This is a genomic window from Microcoleus sp. S1D4, assembly GCF_036700765.1.
In the GTDB taxonomy this organism is placed as follows: Bacteria; Cyanobacteriota; Cyanobacteriia; order Cyanobacteriales; family Microcoleaceae; genus Microcoleus.
On record NZ_JAUBPP010000023.1, the window covers coordinates 37576 to 54445 of the forward strand.

Sequence of the window (16870 nt, forward strand, 5' to 3'; positions counted from 1 at the left end):
CTGTGATAATTCAGGTTCAACGGTTTTTGTGATGGCGTTCTGGAGTCCGCAAATTGGAGCCTGTGCAAGTCCGCACTGCGAACCGTTTTTATTATGGTAATCCATCAGGCATGATATGACCGAAAGCATCCAGGATACAAGCCCCCGCATTCATCCGTGGAGAAATAAAAAACCTGTATCCGATGAAACTTGCCCCCCGAATTTATCCGTGGGGTCAATGCTTCAATCTAAAATCTAAAATCTAAAATCTAAAATCGATTGACCGCTCGCTAATTTCACGGACGTTGATATTTGTTCAACAAATCAGCAAAGTGCTTGTAATCTACAGGCTTCCTTAAATACTCCGCCGCTCCTAATTCCAAACCCTGATTTTTGTCGTCCAAAAAAGTCAACATAATCACCGGAATATCCGCTAAATCCGGATCTGCTTTTAATGCCGACAGCACCGCCCAGCCGTCCATACTCGGCATCATTACGTCCAGAGTAATCGCATCCGGTAGCAACTCCTTTGCCAACTCAAGCCCAGCTTCACCGCTAGCTGACGATCGCACCTCAAATCCCTCTTTCGACAAACAGCGAGTGATTAAATCCCGGGCGTCGGGATCGTCGTCAATCACCAGCACCATAGCAGCATCTGGCAATTCCAAGGGTTGCGGCCCCAATTTGTCCGTTGTTTCCGGCAGCGATTCATCGCCTTGGGCTTCTTTCTGACTTTTAACCGCAACGGGCAACCGGATTGTAAAAGTAGAACCGCAATCAAACTCGCTCTCAACCGTAATGTCGCCGCCCATCATCTGGCAAAACCTCTGGCTAATAGTCAGCCCCAAACCGGTGCCACCGTACCTGCGAGTAGTAGAATCATCGGCTTGGGAGAAAGCCCCGAACAGCCTCGACAACTGATCGTCAGTCAGCCCGATGCCAGTATCGGTGACTTGAAACACGATCGCAGAATTTTGACACCCAGAGTTCACGATAGAAAGTCCTTCAGAATTATCAGGAGGCAAAACTTCCCATTCTTCTTCCTTCCAAACATTAATCGTAATTTTCCCTCGATCGGTAAACTTAGCAGCATTGCTCGTCAAATTCAACAGCGCTTGTCGCAGCTTCGAGGAATCAGAATATATCGTGCCAATATCGCGATCGCAATTGACGATCAAAGTGTTGCCATTTTTCCCCACCAGCGGTTGAACCGTAGTCACAACCTGCTCGATCAACTTCCACACATCGAAAGTTTCCAGAAAAAGAGTCATCTTTCCTGCTTCAATTTTAGAAATATCAAGGATATCGCTAATAATATTTAGCAACTGTTTGCCTGCAAGATTAATGCTTGCCAAATCCATCACAAACTCTTCTTCGCCTAGTTCGATCGCCTCTTCTTGCAGCAGCTCGCTGTAGCCAATAATCGCATTCAGGGGCGTTCGCAACTCGTGAGTCATATTTGCCAAAAATGTGCTTTTCGCCCGGTTGGCAGCTTCCGCATAGTTCTTAGCAACTTCCAATTCGCGCGATCGCTCCTCTAGCTGCCGCTGCCGCACCTCCAAACCCTTGAGCAAACTGTTAATTTGCTGAGCCATTGTATTGAGAGTAGAAGATAGCACCCCGATCGCATCATTAGACACCACAGGCGATCGAGCCGTCAAATCACCGCTCGCCATCAGTTGGGCTGCTTCCCTGAGCAAGCCGAGATTCCGAATAATCCCCGACACCGACACACAAGCAACTATCCCCGCGATCGAACTCAAAACCAAAGTCCCCAGCAGCCAGTGCTGAGTGCGGCTCGCCACCAACAGAGTTTGCTGTACCAGCACCGTCATGGCTGCCTCAGAAACCCCCGCTGCAGCAGAGGCAGCCTCTATTGCCACCAGATAGTTCTTCATCTGCACCGCCCCCATCCACCCGACTCCCGCCGCCATCCAAGTTATCAGTACCAAGATCGCAAACAGTCCGATCAAAGAAGCCCGAGTTCCCACAGAAATCCGCCTCGGAGCAAGGGCCGCCGCCCAAGGATAGTTTTTCAGAAAAGGATCGGGCACCAGCGGCGCGCCGGAATTCCAAATTTCCTCAATTTGACCGTCCGATCGCACCTTGCCAATCCGAGCAGTTTTCCAGGTATGCTGCGTTTTGGCATCTATTTTTACCTTGCCCGAAGGCGCGGCAAACTCAATATTTTTAGCAGCCTCCCTGACTTTAACTGCATCTATCGAACCAGCTTTTTCTACTGCTTGTTTCCAGAGATAAACGCCAAAATAAGCCGCTTCTATCGGATCGTCCGTCACTCTATTTTTCCCGTATCGAGCTTTATAAGCCTTGACAAATTGTTGATTTTTGGGTGTATCTACGGTTTGAAAATAATTCCAAACTACCAAATGTCCGGCAATATTTTGAGACCCGATCGCCCGCACTTCCTCTTCTGCTATGCTCGCCGACATCACCAGCAAGTTTTCCGGTTTTAAGCCAGCTTCCCGCAACTTTTGGAAAAAAGCCACATTGCTGTCGCCGTTAAGAGTATTGAGAATCGCATCCGGTTTCACTGCTAAGATATGTGCGATCGCCTCATCCACCTTCCTCGAACCAAGCGGCAGATACATTTCCCCCGCCAACTCTCCCCCAAGTGCCGCCAGTTGAGCTTTCACAATCATATTTGCCGTGCGGGGAAATATATAATCCGAACCCAACAGAAAAATTTTCCGCTTCCCCTGTGCGAGTAAGTAATTCACCCCAGGTACAATCTGTTGGTTTGGCGCAGCACCAGTATAAAAAACATTCGGACACTGTTCTAGCCCTTCATACTGCACCGGATAAAACAGCAACCCGCCATATTGCTCAAAAGCCGGCAGTACAGCTTTCCGACTCGCCGAAGTCCAACAGCCAAATACCACCGCCACCTGGGCTTCTAGGAGCAATTGCTTAGCTTTTTGAGCAAAAGTCTGCAAATCGCTGGCTCCATCTTCTATCACCGCTTCCAAGGGGCGTCCGAGCACTCCTCCAGCAGCGTTAATTTCCTCAACGGCCAACAGCGTCGCGTCTTTAACAGAAATTTCGCTGATGGACATCGTGCCCGTGAGCGAATGCAGCACGCCTATTTTTATCGACTCACGAATTAGGCCTGCTGCTTCGAGAGGGTTACTGCTGCTTGCTCCCATAGGGTTTTAGATACTTTTTACTAATAACAGAAATTTTAGTTCGATCCTGCTGGAAGTCAGCCTTGATGCTAACTCCTGTTTAGCAGATTTGTTCGGGCGATCGCCACAAAACTTGGGAATTGCCGCACCCTGTTGATTTTAACGGTCAAACTCGATCGCCTTGACCTCAGTCTGCACCAATCTGTCGCCTATTTCTCTCTTCATTTTGTCCCGATGTCGAAACCGCCTCATCAAACAAACGACACAAGTCCATAAATGCGCCATACCCCAAAAATTCTCCCCGCACTCCCCCACACTCCCCGCACTCCCCACACTCCCCGCACTCCCCACGCGCGAGTCACAAAGCAATCTCACGCACTCAAGCACTATTCCCCTTCCCCTATAGACTTTCTCAAAAAGGTGAAGAGCGATCGATTTTAGATACTTCAGCTTGCTTCGGCTACGCTGGCTCACAACTCGCTCAGTACGAGTTTTAGATTTTAGATTATAGATTGGGAGATTGGGCAATTGGGCGATTTTCGATACCTCATATGAGAGTTCTAACTGCTATATCGCGGTTTTCAAGCGTGGTGAGGTTTACCCTATGCCGGATAGTACCTCATAGGAGAACTCGAAAGGCTATATAGCGGTTCTCAAAAACATGAGGTATGCCAAATTATGCGACGATCAGCTTTTCGCACGGAGGCCGTCTTTACCTCCAGAAACCTCTGAAAGCCTATAGGCACTTGCGATTCCCAATTCCCAATTCCCAATTCCCAATTACCCATTACCCATTACCGGACATACCTCATCTTTACGAGAAAGGCTATATCTCTCTTCCGGCCGATTCAAGTTTCCCTGATTTCTCTAACTATTAGATTAAGAAATAAAAACTAAAAACTATTCCCCAGCCCTAATCTCCCTTCAGGCAGAGGAAAGTCTCTGCGATCGCCCTTACGATAAATCTAAGGTTGACTCTATAAGTAACCTTCTTAAAAATAACTTTTGCAAATAGTTGGGTGAAAACTAATGAATATTGAACCAAACGCAACCAACAGGGTCAGCGACCTACAAGTCACGCTACCAAAATCCAGAGAAACATTGCTCGGCGAGGAAACAGAAAAAGCCCTCGGCGAGCAGAAACAACACAATGCTGAAACTATGCGCGCTGTCGAACAGTTAAAAGAAGAACTGCAGCACAAAATAGATAAAGAATGTCACCATACGCCCGATTAAAACTAATGCCAATGTTTAGAGGGTGTGGGTAAAATACGGTCTTGCCCGCACCCGCTTTTTGAAGTTATATAAAAGTCGGTACAATTCAAGATAAGTTTAAAATTTTCCATTTTTTGAGTTTAAAACAATCCTGTTCTCGGTGCACAAGTAGCTTTGCGCCGAGTTTTTTTTGCGATACTACACTTAGTTTGTTGCAGCTAGTAATTTAGGTCAAAAAACCGTCAGCAGCAAAGTCGTAGTCTATCCTCAATTCAAGAATAATTTTTCCTAATTCCCTATTCCTTATTCCCTATTCCCTATTCCTGGCTTCCATGAGATTCTGTACACTCCGAGTACACCAAACTTTCTTCCTACAGGTAGAGTGCAACCGAGCTGGTTGTTCCCTATGATAATAATTAGAAAGTGTAAAACTAGATACAGATAAGGAAAAACAAATGAGCATTGAAGATAAAGCAAAGGCAACTGGCAAAAACATCGAAGGCAAAGCTCAAGAAGCCCTAGGTAATGTTACTGGCGATCCCAAGGACAAAGCTGAAGGCAAAGCGAAGCAAACAGAAGCACAAGCTCGTCACGCAGTCGAAGATGTGAAAGATGAAGTCAAAAAGAAATTAGACTAATTCTAATACTAATTGAGAGGGTCGAGAAAGCTGACCCTCTCAATTATTGAAAATGTTGTCATACCGGAGGAAAAAAGGTGAGTTTATTGCAGCAGAGTCGAAAAATAATTGCGGGTCTAATGTTGGTTTTAATGCTGGCTGTTACTACTGCCTGCGCCCCCAGCGTTTCCGCCCAACAACCGACTAATGTACCTGTAGCAATTGGCGGCAGTCAGGGTTATTACGCGCAGCTAGAACGCGGCAATACCGCTGCAGGTCAAGATTTTGGTCAATGGGTAACAAAGACTGCTCAAGGCTTAGTTCAGGATGCTTACGTGCGTGACAATAATAAGTTGGGAGTTGTAATTACCCCGCAAGTGAACCCTAAAGAAGTAAAAGATTTGGCGAAGTCTTTAGCTCAAGGTTTTCACCGCAATTTTCCCAACCAGGATGTAAGTGTTTTGATTTATGCTCCTGATAAAAAGCTAATTTTGACGGCGAAGTACGACCAGCAATCAAATCAAATTGAATACAATTCTTGATTTGGCAACAAAGTTTAAATGAGCGCGTAGCTTTAATAACATTTTGGAATTGGGGGCTGGCGAAATTATCGAAATTTGAAACATAACAGTTGTGTAGATTTGGGAAAAAACACCATGAGTAGCAGCGATAATTATAAGAGTCAAATCATGAAGGATTTGGCTCAGGGGAATAAAGAAGTGATGCCGGAAACAACCGGTGAAGAGTACGAAAATTTTGACGATTTTGCTCAGAGAACTTCGCCGGATCAGCGCAAACAATTATTCGGGCGTTCTCTGAATCATGACTCGCTACCGCCGGCGCAGTTGGAACCAGAATTGCAAAAGGCGATCGCCCAAATTAAGCCAAAGGAACTCGATGATGTGGCCCGCGAATTCCTCAAGCAGTTGGACAAGAGAGGATTGAACGATCGCCAATTGGAAAAGCAATTAGGACTTTCTACTCACCACGCCAGCCGCATGACTGCTGACGATGTTACCAAACTGGCCTCGTTTACCTATCACAATCACCCGGATATTTTCCGAGATGTGCTCGCCCAAGAGCCTGGTTTGATGAAGTTTTTGGGGAATCCAGTAGTAGTGGGTATTTTGGGAATAGTTGCTGCTAAATGGCTCAACAGTCGCAAATAGTTTAAGGAAGGACTGAAGTCTGAACATCAAACGCTATCAAAAAAGGTTGGATGTTCGGACTTTAGTCATTTTTTGTTGGAAAAAAACTGAAGTCCGAACGATCAAACCTTTTTGATGGTGCTCAGGGCTACCTCAATTATTAAATTCTTCATTTATTCAATCGATAACTTCTTCAATTCCCCAATTATTCAATCTTAAATTTAAAATTTAAAACTCGTACTGAGCGACTTGTGAGCCAGCGTAGCCGAAACAAGCCCAAGGATCTAAAATCGATGGATGGCTCGCCTTTTTGAGGAAGGCTCTACCTGACACTCCGCAAAATAGAATGTAGGATTAAGTGTTGCCTTGAATCAGAAAAAAAAAGATGAACGTATCCACTATTTGGCGAAAACTCCGCAGCCAGCAAGCCTTCTGCTTCGCTGCACTGCTGGCAGCTTGCCTTGTATTTATCGGTTGTTCCCCCGCCCAGTCAGCGGCTGGCAATTCAGTCGATCCCAAGTTTAAAGAGCAAGTTTTGCAGGTGCTCCGCGAAAACCCCCAAGCAATTTTAGACTCGGTACAAGCGTACCAGCAACAGCAGCAGCAGTCTCTCAAAGCAGCGCAGGAGTCTTTTTTGCAGGCGATGAAAACTAATCCCAAATCTGCGATCGGGGATGCTCCTACCACGGGCTCGGCGGCGCAGCAGATTGTACTTGTAGAATTCTCTGACTTTCAATGTCCGTTTTGCGCGAAGGCTCACGAGACTGTCAAGCAGTTTATGGCAAAACACCAGGACAAAGTTACTTTAGCTTACAAACATTTTCCCTTGACTTCAATTCACCCTCAAGCGCTGCCAGCGGCTAAAGCAGCTTGGGCTGCTGGGCAGCAGGGCAAATTCTGGGAATATTACAATGCTTTGTTTGAAGGGCAGAAAGACTTAGGCGAAGAATTTTACGGATCGATCGCCCAAAAGCTCAATCTAAAATTAGATAAGTTCAACACCGATCGCAACAGCCCCGCCGCCGAAGCCGCCATTGCGAAAGACGTGCAACTGGCTAAACAACTTGGCATTGAAGGCACTCCGTTCTTTATCATGAACGGCCAAACTTTCTCCGGGGCTGTCGAGCTTTCTGAGATGGAAAATATTCTCGCGAATGTCTCGAAATAATCAATCTCATTTCCGGTTGCATCGGAATTAATATTCTCCGAAATGAGGACACTGCACCTGCGGTGTCCCTACAATTAATCTCAGTAGGGACAGGGCATTGCTGTCTCCTCTCTATCGCAAAAAAGTGCAACCGGAGTTGACAGAAACGCTGCTATTGAATTTGGCAAATGGGCATTATTACGATCGCACCAGCCAACAGTAATGCTGCGGTTTGACTGGCAGTTTAAGTCGATCGCAACTGAGCATTACTGTTTGTATGATGTTATAATATAGCCTTTCAAGCGAAAGATGAGGTACTATCCGGGATCGGGCATAAGCCAAACTGGGCATAGGGCATAGGACATACCTCACTTTTTTGATAACCGCTATATATCAGTGATGGAGGAATGGAGGAACAACCTCATGACACCCTTGATATCTCCAACCGATCGAACCAGTGGATTATACGTGCGTTCCCCCGATGGAGAAAAACTCGTTTTTCCCCTGAAACATACAGAAGTCAGAGCCAAAATAGCCGGAAATCTATCGCGAGTTGAAGTCTCGCAAACATTTGAAAATCCTTTCACCAAGCCGCTGGAAGCCGTCTATATTTTTCCGCTACCAGCCGAAGCAGCGGTTGATGAGATGGAAATTAAAATTGGCAGTAACACTATTAAAGGCAGCATCAAAAAACGCGAAGAAGCACAAAGAATTTACCAACAAGCCAAACAAGAAGGGCGGACAGCGGGTTTGTTGGAACAAGAGCGAGATAATATTTTCACTCAATCCCTCGCAAACATCAAACCGGGAGAAGAAATCGAGGTTGTGATTCGCTATACGGACAGCTTGAAATTTCAAGCTGGGGATTATGAATTTGTGTTTCCGATGGTTGTCGGGCCGCGATATATTCCCGGTACGCCGCTGGATGAAACTGCAGCCAGCGGTAGCGCCCCAGCCCCAATGACAGTTAATTCGTCTACCGATATTGTTCCCGATGCGTCGCGGCTGAATGCCCCGATTTTGCCGCCGGGAATGCGATCGGGACAGGATATCGGCGTGACGCTGGAAATTGAGGCGGGCGTACCGATTCGCAATGTCAATTCTCCATCCCACCAACTGCAAATTGAATATTTCGACTCTCCCCAAACTTCCCCAAACAGCGAGCAAAAGAATGGGCTGAAGGTGCGCGTTCAGTTGGCAAATCAAGATACAATTCCTAACAAAGATTTGATTGTTCGCTATCAAGTTGCCGGTCGAGAAACTCAATCGACGGTATTAACTCAATCGGACGATCGCGGCGGACATTTTGCAGTTTATTTGATTCCGGCGATCGAATACAAAGCTGATGAAATTGTACCGAAAGATGTTGTATTTTTAGTCGATACTTCCGGTTCGCAATCCGGTGCGCCTTTGCAGCAATGTCAGGCATTGTTGCGACAATTTATTAACGGACTGAATCCAGCGGATACTTTCTCGATTTTGGATTTTTCCGACAAAGTGCGACAACTGTCAAAACAACCGCTACCGAATACAGCAGAAAATAGACAACAGGCGATCGAATATATCAACAAACTGCGCGCTGAAAATAGTACGGAAATGTTGGGCGGGATTCGGGCGGCGATCGATTTTCCCGCACCATCCGGGCGCTTGCGAACTGTGGTATTCCTCAGCGACGGTTTCATCGGCAACGAAAATCAAGTTCTCGCCGAAGTGCAGCAACACCTTAAATCTGGGAATCGCCTGTACAGTTTCGGTGCCGGGAGTTCCGTAAATCGCTTTTTGCTCGATCGCATTGCCGAAATCGGGCGGGGAATCTCGCGGATTATCCGGCATGACGAACCTGTTAATGAATTTGTGGAAAAGTTCTTCCGGCAAATCAACAATCCGGTGTTAATAAATCTAGAAATTACTTGGCAGGGAGAGGGCGAAAATCCGGTAATTTATCCGTCAGTTGCGCCGGATTTATTTGCCGAACAACCGCTGGTTTTATTTGGAAAAAAGGGCGATCGCGAAGCTGGAATATTGCAGATTAAAGGGGTTAGCGCAGGCGGACACCAGTACGTCCAAACCTACCAACTCGACTTTACCGATCCTGGAAATCCGGCAGTTGCCCAGCTTTGGGGGCGGCACCGCATCAAAGATTTGATGAATCAGATGGTGCAGTACGAAACCAAGGTGGGGGTGGAAACAGTGACAGAAACGGCGCTAACATATCAGCTTCTGTCGCAGTACACGGCTTTTGTGGCTGTCAGCGATGATGTGCGCGTCGAACCGGGTACGGAATCGATCGCGATGAATGTGCCAGTAGAAATGCCGGAAGCGGTGGAATATAGAGGTGTATTTGGTGGCACAGGCTATGTAGAAGATAATGGCTGCACAGACTGGATGGAACAAGAACAAGAATTAGAACGCGGCATCACATTTAATCGCCTAGAAAAACGGGTGTATCCATTGCCCGCACCAGCCAGCGCCCCGATCGCACCGGCCCGCCCGCGCGGCACCTCACCTGTAGAAGTTGTTAGCGCTACGGGATTGGATGAAGAGGCGATCGATAGTTTAAACGAACACTTGGAAACTCTGACTGTCCCGCCCGGTATCAACGGCGAATTGGTGTTAGAAATTGTTTTCGATAAGGTGCGCGCCAGCCGAATAGTCGTGGATGCTGATGCTTCGACTTTGGCGGATGTGGAGTTGCTGAAAATCATCAAAAAATGGCTGTTTAGCTGGCGTATTCCTCACTTTATTGGGGATACAGTGCGCCTGACGTTGCGGGTGCGATCGTAAAACAGCTTGAGTTGCACAACAATAGTCTCCTCATTCCGGCCAATAATTATTCCGATGCTACCGGAATTGATATAACTATAATGTAGTATCAGCGATTTCTAAGATTTGGGACTGGTAGCGCAATTGGAAGAGCACTAGCGACATCATCGCAGAGGTTGGGAGTTCGAGTCTCCCTCAGTTCCACCTTTTTGGGGGCTATAGCTCAATGGAAGAGCGCTTTCTCTGCAGGAAAGAAGTTAGAGGTTCAAATCCTCTTAGCCCCACCCATCAATATCAAATGTGGATATATGAAGGGGTTTTCGCGCTCAATTTCTCAAGGGGTTGGTCAAGATGAATATCCCACCAGACCAATTAGAAATTTGCCTCAATGTTCTGCAACAAATTTCAGAAGATCCAGCGGTCATTGGCGAACACGATCGCTTCAAAAGTTTGATTGCCAAAATCTACAAACAGGGACGCAAAGGTGGGCGTCAAACTCAACAACAACAACGACGAATTGAAGATAGGCAACTCAAAGCATCAACCGTCATGGTGCAGCATCAGCGCCAACAACAGCCATCGGCTGCCTTACCAGAATCAACAACCAGATCGCAGCATTTGCACAAGCCCATCCTTTGTTACATTTGCAAAACACCCTATACAGAAATTCATTTTTTTTATCATTCACTCTGCCCAAAATGTGCTCAATTTAATTACCAAAAACGACAACAGCGAACCCATTTAGTTGGGCGAACTGCATTAGTGACAGGCGGACGCATCAAGATTGGCTATCAGATGGGATTGCGACTGTTGCAAGATGGTGCTAGGGTGATTCTCACCACAAGATTCCCCTATGACTGTGCTAATCGCTATAGTCTAGAACCCGATTTCGAGCAGTGGCGCGATCGCCTGCAAATTCACGGACTCGATCTGCGAAATATTCCAGCATTAGAAACATTTGTACGGAATTTATTCCATACTGAATCCGCTCTCGATCTGATTATCAACAATGCAGCTCAAACTATCAAGCGTCCATTGGCATTTTATCAGCATCTCTTAGAGCGAGAAGAAGAAGCATCACAAATACTCAGCAACAACGCGCAAGCATTAATCCCGATGGATCGCAATCTATTAAAGGAGCAATTACCTCGACATCAATCTATTTTACTCGAAAGTCAACCGAATTACAAAGCTAGCCTACCGGGTGCGATCGCCGATCACTTCCCGCGCGATTGCTTCGATGCTGACGGACAACAACTGGATCTTCGCCCCGAGAATAGCTGGTTGCTAAAACTGGATGACGTAAATACGATTGAGTTACTTGAAGTACAGGTGGTCAACGCGATCGCACCCTTCATTCTTAACAGTAAACTCAAACCATTACTACTTCGTTCATCCTTTGAAAGACGATTTATCATCAACGTTTCAGCAATGGAAGGACAATTCAACCGCGACAGTAAAACACCCTATCATCCCCATACCAATATGGCAAAAGCAGCTTTGAATATGATGACGCGAACCTCGGCGGTTGATTATGCTCGATATAATATTTTCATGAACAGCGTCGATACGGGTTGGATTACCAATGAAAATCCCGATCCTAAGAAAATACGAGTTCAAGGAGAACAAGGCTTTTACACGCCATTAGATGCGATAGATGGGATGGCAAGAATTTACGATCCGATCGTTCAAGGTATTGAAAATCCCGAGCCTCCCATTTACGGTCATTTTCTTAAAGACTACGCCCCCTATCCCTGGTAGCAAATGATGATAAATACCGCTCTTCACTGTCCGTTACCCAATCCTATAGAGTCTTCCTCCGAAGTTGTAATCGAACTCAAATCGTTAATCGATTATCTCCAAACCGATCGACCGATAGCTCAAAAAATAGTCTTCCCGCGCGGCACAGTCATGCCCGATGGACGACTTGATTTGTGCAAGCAAGATTTAGGTGTAATGGGATGTCATTTAGTGACTGAAGCATTGGCAAACAATGATGCGATCGCTAGCTTATTATTGGGAACCAATGGTATTGGCGATCGGGGTGCTAAGGATGTGGCGCGATTGATTCAACGTAACCACCGTTTAGAGATTGTCTATTTAGGTTGCAATGCGATTTCATCGACAGGTATTGCTGCACTTGCCGAAGCGCTGACGCAGAATCAATCTATAACTGGTTTGTGGTTAAAACGCAATCCGATTGGCGTAGAAGGTGCAGATAGTCTAGCGGAAATGTTGCGTCACAATACAAGTATCCGCACCCTAGATTTGGTCAATACTCAAATAGGAGATGAGGGATTAGCAGCCATTTTAGAGGTTTTGACTTACACCAATCGTACTGTTGAACGGCTGTACTTGGGCGGCAATCAAATTCAGGAAAACCATGCTGCTTTACTGGCTAATCTTTTAGCTGATAATCCTGTGATTACTGGCTTATTTCTTAATGTCAATCATCTGGGCGATCGAGGTGTTACAGTTTTAGTGGATGGATTGGCAGAAAATAAAACACTGGTTGATTTAGGACTAGCTAGCAATGGAATTGGGGTAGCAGGGTGCAATCCATTATTAGCAGCAGTGGCAACCCATCCCAAACTTAGTAATCTGGATTTAGGTTATAGTCCTTCTACAGGAGTGTTGGGATCGCAGCCCAATCAGATTGGAGATATCGGTGCAAGTGCGATCGCCCATTCGATCGCACGGAACCAAACCTTATTGAAACTCAATCTTTGTCGGAATGGAATTGGCAATTTGGGAAAAAAAGCGCTCATTTATGCATTAGAAATCAATCAAAAATTACGTTATCTGATTTTAGATGGGCAACCATATCGACGAATTGAAGTTTTGTTAGAGCGCAACCGAATGCTGAATTTTGGTGAAGAATTACATCAGCCTCGTAGTGTTTCTTTAATCCAGAGTGTATATCGTTGAGTTGAACCCTGTTTTGCGACTCGTCAGTATTTAATGTAAAATAAATTCAGCAAATTTTAGAACTAGGACAGGCCGATCGATACCGCCGCAAACAACCGGGATTAATCTGGGCGAGTAGTTTATTGCCGGGGCGATCGTGAATTTATCTGCCCTCCAAGGTTCGCAACCTGCAATAGTCGAGACGATTCACTTTCGTTCATCCTTTCTATCCCTTTTCATCCCACACTAACCTCGATCGGTATAGTGTGGGGATTCCCGTCTGTTTAGCTAAAAAGTCATGCAACAGTTTGTAGTGAGGACTTCAGTCCTTTCTTAAATCTTTTAGCCACTAAGGACTAAAGTCCTGACTGCGAACCAGTTTTATTCTGGGTAATTCGCCGGAAACGATCGCATTTTCAACTAAACAGCAGCCAACTCAGGAGTCGGGCGCTTGCTGTTGCGGATACCTTCGATCGCGCTTGCGTAATCCTTCGCCTTAAACACGGCAGAACCCGCGACGATCGCATTTGCGCCCGCTTCCAGAACCTGCCAAGTATTGTTCGTCTTCAAACCGCCATCCACCTCAATCCAAGGATCGAGGCCCTTCTCATCGCACATTTGGCGCAACTGGCGAATTTTCGGCAGCACCGCCGGGATAAAACTTTGACCGCCAAAGCCCGGGTTGACGCTCATAATCAGCACCAAATCGCAAAGTTCCAGCACGTACTCGATCAACTCTAGGGGTGTCGAAGGATTCAGCACCACACCAGCCTGCTTGCCCAATTCCCGAATTTGACCTAGGGTGCGGTGCAAGTGAGGCGAAGCATTGTGCTCGGCGTGAACGGAAATAATGTCCGCACCAGCCTTAGCAAAGTCTTCGACGTATTTCTCCGGCTCCACAATCATCAGGTGGACATCTATTATCTTGGTAGTAACGGGACGAATTGCTTCGACAATCATCGGCCCGATAGTAATATTAGGAACAAAGCGACCGTCCATCACATCTACGTGAATCCAGTCAGCCCCAGCTCGATCGACCGCCTGAATCTCTTCTCCGAGACGGCTAAAATCGGCTGATAATATTGATGGAGAAATAACGATCGGTTTTTGAGATTTGGTCATGGCTAAGTCTGTTCTCCTGTCTGCGGTGCTGTATCCAGTTTATCAAAATACGGCTCTCCGGGTCGAAAAGTTGCTGGCGGGCGATCGACCGCCAGCAATCACCGAAAAATTTTGCCTCTGACAGACAACGTTTGTGCAAAACCAGCCCTGCTGCGAATTTTGGTCTGCGAGCTCAATTTTCTGTCAAACCAATAGATTTTGTGCAAAACTAGACCTCCTGTAAATTTTGAATGCAAATTATGAAAAATACACATCCCTCAGAAAATCCTGAACTCGATCGGGCAAGTCTGTTTGTATTAATGATCCCAGTCATCGGCTTTTTCCCCGCCCTGTGGAATCTTTACCGGCGTCAGGGCAGCCCCGAACGCAAAGCCGTCAGCCGCTTGGCAATTGCCCTTGCTTTTAGTTGGCTCCTAGGACATATTCTTTTAGAAGGTGCAGCGATTTCTGCGGAATCTCCGACACTTACCATGTTATTAATGAGTAGCCTGCTAACAACCAGTTATTTTATTGTTTCTGTGGGACTGATGGTTCGTCTCTGGAAGCGTCAACCGCTATGGTTGCCCGGAATAAGTCGCGTAGCCGAGCAAGTGGTCGGCAAACATTTATCATAATTTAGGGTTCTTTTAAGCCCGACCCTATTGATTGAGTGCAGTTTCCGCTTGATACTACATATTTCCGCGATGTTTTTTTATTTTTGTTGTCTGTGAGGAAGCCAGTGCCAGTTCAAAAAACTCCTAATCAAGACCCTATCGAACAATCAACCGCTCAACCTGCAACTAAAAAATCGAACCAGCCACATCGAGGCCGTTGGTTGGGTTTTGGTTTTGGTTTGGCTGGAGTAGCAATGCTCTCAGCCACCGCCGGAGCGCTGCTAGCCGTCTCGCTTTCCACAACACCGCTTCAGCAACAAAAGTTGACTCCCGAAGAAGCGGCGGTGTTTTCTCAAGGCGACATGGCAAAGCTCAACATGAAGATGCCGGAACTGACTCGTCCAGTTAATATTTTAGTTTTAGGACTTAAGGTTCTGAGTTCAGACCTCGACGGCCATCCCGACAAGGAACAGGGATACGATGTCTGGCAAAACTCTTTTAAAGGGTTAACCGATACCATGCTATTGGTGAGGTTTGACCCTCAAAATAAAAGATTAAGCGTGCTTTCGATTCCCCGTGACACCCGCACCTATGTTGAAGGTAGGGGTGAAGTGAAAATCAACGAAGCTAATTACTACGGTGGCCCGGCTTCGTCAGCTAAATCAGTCAGCGGACTCTTGGGCGGCGTGGGAATTGACCGTTATGTCACAGTCAATATTCAAGGCATCAAAAGCTTGGTAGATGCACTGGGCGGCATTACTATTAATGTCCCTAAAGACATGAAGTATACCGATGAAAGCCAACATTTATATATAGATTTAAAGGCTGGCAAGCAGCTTCTCAACGGCGAACAAATCGTGCAATATTTGCTTTACCGGCACGACGATTTGGGCGATATTGGGCGGGTGCAGCGCCAGCAATTGTTGATGCGGGCTTTTGTGGAACAGGAAGTTAATGTAGGTTTGCTGTCTCGCTTGCCGAAGATTTTGTCGGTAATTCAGTCTCACATTGACACAAATTTGAGTATAGAAGAATTGGTGGCTTTGGCTGGTTTTGCTACTCAAACCGATCGCGCTGGCGTGCAGATGTTGATGGTTCCCGGCAGATTCAGCGATCCTAAAGACTATAAGGCAAGTTTTTGGTTGCCAGACCAAAATGCGATCGAAACTATGGTGGCAGAGCATTTTGACTTCGGTCAAAATACTTGGACAATCGAGAATGCTGATGCGACTTTTCTGAAGGTGGCGATTCAAGACAGTACGGGCAATGAATCGGCTGTTGAAGATTTTGTCAATACTCTGACTCGCGCTGGCTATCGGAATGTCCAGGTTTATAAAGATTGGCCAGAACCGCTAGAAGAGACCACGATTGTCGCTCAAGACGGCGATATTAAAGGTGCCCGAGCGATTCAACAGTCTTTGGGTTTTGGAGATGTGCTGGTTGAGAGTACGGGTTCTTTGCAGTCGGATGTGACAATCAGATTGGGCAAGGATTGGTTGAGCAAAAAAACTAAGTATGGAAGCGAATTGAAATCTTTTTAAACTGGGTTTTAAATTCGATATTTGTAGGGACGCAGCAGTGCTGTGTCCTGTTTTTTTGTGTGGGTAGAGAAGGAGGCGATCGCTTTTTAGTCGATTTACTGATAGTATATTTTTGGGTAATGATGAATCGCGATCGCCATACTGATACTTCCCTCCGCAACCAGAAATGACACAATAATCAACGAGGGAAAGCTTAAGATTTTTTATAAAGGTAGGGTTGATGAACAAGGGTGCTAAAATAGACCGACAGCGCGAACATCAGGCAAATGAACGCACCTTTCTTGCATGGTTGCGAACTTCACTCGCTTTAATTGGTTTTGGATTTGCGATCGCTCGGTTCAGTTTATTTCTCCGTCAATTTCAAGCTACAGTGACTCAACAAGAAGTTTCTTCCCCTCCCTTCTTCAACTCCGAAACTTTAGGGCTGAGTTTAGTCGTTTTTGGCATTGCGGTCATAGCCTTAGCAGCATGGCGTTACAATCGAGTTTTCTGGCAAATCGAGCGAAGTGATTATCGCCCTAATCGCGTGCTAGTTTGGATTCTGACGGGAGTTGTGATGATTTTAGGAACGTTAAGCATTCCGTTGTTGCTGTGGCGAGATCGCGCAAATATAGCTCCCACTTCAACTCCTAAAAACTCTCAATTCTAAGTTAACCCGATCGCTCAATTAAAGTCAAAACAATCGCAACCATATT

At 46.1% G+C, this 16870-nt stretch carries 15 protein-coding genes and 2 tRNA genes; 15 read left to right on the forward strand and 2 right to left on the reverse strand.

The genetic code is table 11. The features are described from left to right. Window positions 1-275: 275 nt before the first annotated feature. Entirely contained in the window at window positions 276-3143 is a 2868-nt protein-coding gene (gene urtA, locus QT998_RS21385) for an urea ABC transporter substrate-binding protein (protein ID WP_333090911.1), read from the reverse strand. Window positions 3144-3398: 255 nt separating this feature from the next. On the opposite strand from urtA, the gene QT998_RS21390 reads away from it, so the two are divergent. The 11 genes from QT998_RS21390 to QT998_RS21440 all read left to right on the forward strand — a co-directional run bounded on the left by QT998_RS21390 (window position 3399) and on the right by QT998_RS21440 (window position 12940). Continuing rightward, on the forward strand, window positions 3399-3563 hold the full coding sequence (locus QT998_RS21390) for a hypothetical protein (protein ID WP_333090910.1): 165 nt from the start codon (window positions 3399-3401) through the stop codon (window positions 3561-3563). A 588-nt stretch (window positions 3564-4151) separates the two neighbouring features. After that, on the forward strand, window positions 4152-4358 hold the full coding sequence (locus QT998_RS21395; RefSeq protein WP_333090909.1) for a hypothetical protein: 207 nt from the start codon (window positions 4152-4154) through the stop codon (window positions 4356-4358). Window positions 4359-4792: 434 nt separating this feature from the next. Continuing rightward, window positions 4793-4975 carry a CsbD family protein gene (locus tag QT998_RS21400; RefSeq protein ID WP_106334039.1) on the forward strand — a complete coding sequence of 61 codons (183 nt, stop codon included), beginning with the start codon at window positions 4793-4795 and terminating at the stop codon, window positions 4973-4975. Between the two features lie 119 nt (window positions 4976-5094). After that, window positions 5095-5496, forward strand: a complete 402-nt coding sequence (locus QT998_RS21405; RefSeq protein WP_333090907.1) for a hypothetical protein — start codon at window positions 5095-5097, stop codon at window positions 5494-5496. Window positions 5497-5610: 114 nt separating this feature from the next. Further along, window positions 5611-6123 (forward strand): hypothetical protein, encoded by a 513-nt coding sequence (locus QT998_RS21410; RefSeq protein ID WP_333090905.1) that lies wholly within the window; start codon window positions 5611-5613, stop codon window positions 6121-6123. Window positions 6124-6487: 364 nt separating this feature from the next. Continuing rightward, a complete protein-coding gene (locus QT998_RS21415; protein ID WP_333090903.1) occupies window positions 6488-7270 on the forward strand; it encodes a DsbA family protein in 783 nt (260 codons plus the stop codon). 402 nt (window positions 7271-7672) lie between these two features. Beyond that, window positions 7673-10033 carry a VIT domain-containing protein gene (locus tag QT998_RS21420; protein ID WP_333117684.1) on the forward strand — a complete coding sequence of 787 codons (2361 nt, stop codon included), beginning with the start codon at window positions 7673-7675 and terminating at the stop codon, window positions 10031-10033. A 107-nt stretch (window positions 10034-10140) separates the two neighbouring features. After that, window positions 10141-10216 (forward strand) — tRNA-Asp (locus QT998_RS21425). A gap of 8 nt (window positions 10217-10224) precedes the next feature. Next, window positions 10225-10296, forward strand: a tRNA-Ala gene (locus QT998_RS21430). Between the two features lie 67 nt (window positions 10297-10363). Then, window positions 10364-11773: an SDR family NAD(P)-dependent oxidoreductase gene (locus QT998_RS21435; protein WP_333117686.1), complete on the forward strand. Its 1410-nt coding sequence runs from the start codon at window positions 10364-10366 to the stop codon at window positions 11771-11773. 3 nt (window positions 11774-11776) lie between these two features. Next, window positions 11777-12940 (forward strand): ribonuclease inhibitor, encoded by a 1164-nt coding sequence (locus QT998_RS21440; protein ID WP_333090898.1) that lies wholly within the window; start codon window positions 11777-11779, stop codon window positions 12938-12940. 399 nt (window positions 12941-13339) lie between these two features. Here the strand turns inward: QT998_RS21440 and rpe are convergent, their stop codons facing one another. After that, the gene (rpe, locus tag QT998_RS21445) at window positions 13340-14041 is read right to left on the reverse strand and encodes a ribulose-phosphate 3-epimerase (protein WP_194009673.1); all 702 of its coding nucleotides are present in this window, start codon (window positions 14039-14041) and stop codon (window positions 13340-13342) included. Between rpe and QT998_RS21450 the strand changes: the two genes are divergently transcribed. The 4 genes from QT998_RS21450 (at window position 14040) to QT998_RS21465 (ending at window position 16824) form a co-directional block, all read left to right on the forward strand. Then, window positions 14040-14162, forward strand: coding sequence for a hypothetical protein (locus tag QT998_RS21450; protein ID WP_255515891.1), 123 nt, complete (start codon window positions 14040-14042; stop codon window positions 14160-14162). The genes rpe and QT998_RS21450 overlap by 2 nt on opposite strands. 118 nt (window positions 14163-14280) lie before the next feature. Next, the gene (locus QT998_RS21455) at window positions 14281-14655 is read left to right on the forward strand and encodes a hypothetical protein (protein WP_333090896.1); all 375 of its coding nucleotides are present in this window, start codon (window positions 14281-14283) and stop codon (window positions 14653-14655) included. A 104-nt stretch (window positions 14656-14759) separates the two neighbouring features. Further along, window positions 14760-16175, forward strand: coding sequence for an LCP family protein (locus tag QT998_RS21460; RefSeq protein ID WP_333090894.1), 1416 nt, complete (start codon window positions 14760-14762; stop codon window positions 16173-16175). Between the two features lie 220 nt (window positions 16176-16395). Further along, on the forward strand, window positions 16396-16824 hold the full coding sequence (locus QT998_RS21465) for a YidH family protein (RefSeq protein WP_333090893.1): 429 nt from the start codon (window positions 16396-16398) through the stop codon (window positions 16822-16824). Window positions 16825-16870: the final 46 nt, after the last annotated feature.

Excerpts from the sequence above, each read along its gene's own strand:
- QT998_RS21400 (WP_106334039.1), top strand. The coding sequence starts at position 4,793 with ATGAGCATTGAAGATAAAGCAAAGGCAACTGGCAAAAACATCGAAGGC.
- QT998_RS21395 (WP_333090909.1), top strand. The coding sequence starts at position 4,152 with ATGAATATTGAACCAAACGCAACCAACAGGGTCAGCGACCTACAAGTC.
- QT998_RS21415 (WP_333090903.1), top strand. The coding sequence starts at position 6,488 with ATGAACGTATCCACTATTTGGCGAAAACTCCGCAGCCAGCAAGCCTTC.
- urtA (WP_333090911.1), bottom strand. The coding sequence starts at position 3,143 with ATGGGAGCAAGCAGCAGTAACCCTCTCGAAGCAGCAGGCCTAATTCGT.
- QT998_RS21455 (WP_333090896.1), top strand. The coding sequence starts at position 14,281 with ATGAAAAATACACATCCCTCAGAAAATCCTGAACTCGATCGGGCAAGT.
- QT998_RS21390 (WP_333090910.1), top strand. The coding sequence starts at position 3,399 with ATGCGCCATACCCCAAAAATTCTCCCCGCACTCCCCCACACTCCCCGC.
- QT998_RS21410 (WP_333090905.1), top strand. The coding sequence starts at position 5,611 with ATGAGTAGCAGCGATAATTATAAGAGTCAAATCATGAAGGATTTGGCT.
- QT998_RS21405 (WP_333090907.1), top strand. The coding sequence starts at position 5,095 with ATGTTGGTTTTAATGCTGGCTGTTACTACTGCCTGCGCCCCCAGCGTT.
- QT998_RS21450 (WP_255515891.1), top strand. The coding sequence starts at position 14,040 with ATGGCTAAGTCTGTTCTCCTGTCTGCGGTGCTGTATCCAGTTTATCAA.
- QT998_RS21420 (WP_333117684.1), top strand. The coding sequence starts at position 7,673 with ATGACACCCTTGATATCTCCAACCGATCGAACCAGTGGATTATACGTG.
- QT998_RS21440 (WP_333090898.1), top strand. The coding sequence starts at position 11,777 with ATGATGATAAATACCGCTCTTCACTGTCCGTTACCCAATCCTATAGAG.
- rpe (WP_194009673.1), bottom strand. The coding sequence starts at position 14,041 with ATGACCAAATCTCAAAAACCGATCGTTATTTCTCCATCAATATTATCA.
- QT998_RS21465 (WP_333090893.1), top strand. The coding sequence starts at position 16,396 with ATGAACAAGGGTGCTAAAATAGACCGACAGCGCGAACATCAGGCAAAT.
- QT998_RS21435 (WP_333117686.1), top strand. The coding sequence starts at position 10,364 with ATGAATATCCCACCAGACCAATTAGAAATTTGCCTCAATGTTCTGCAA.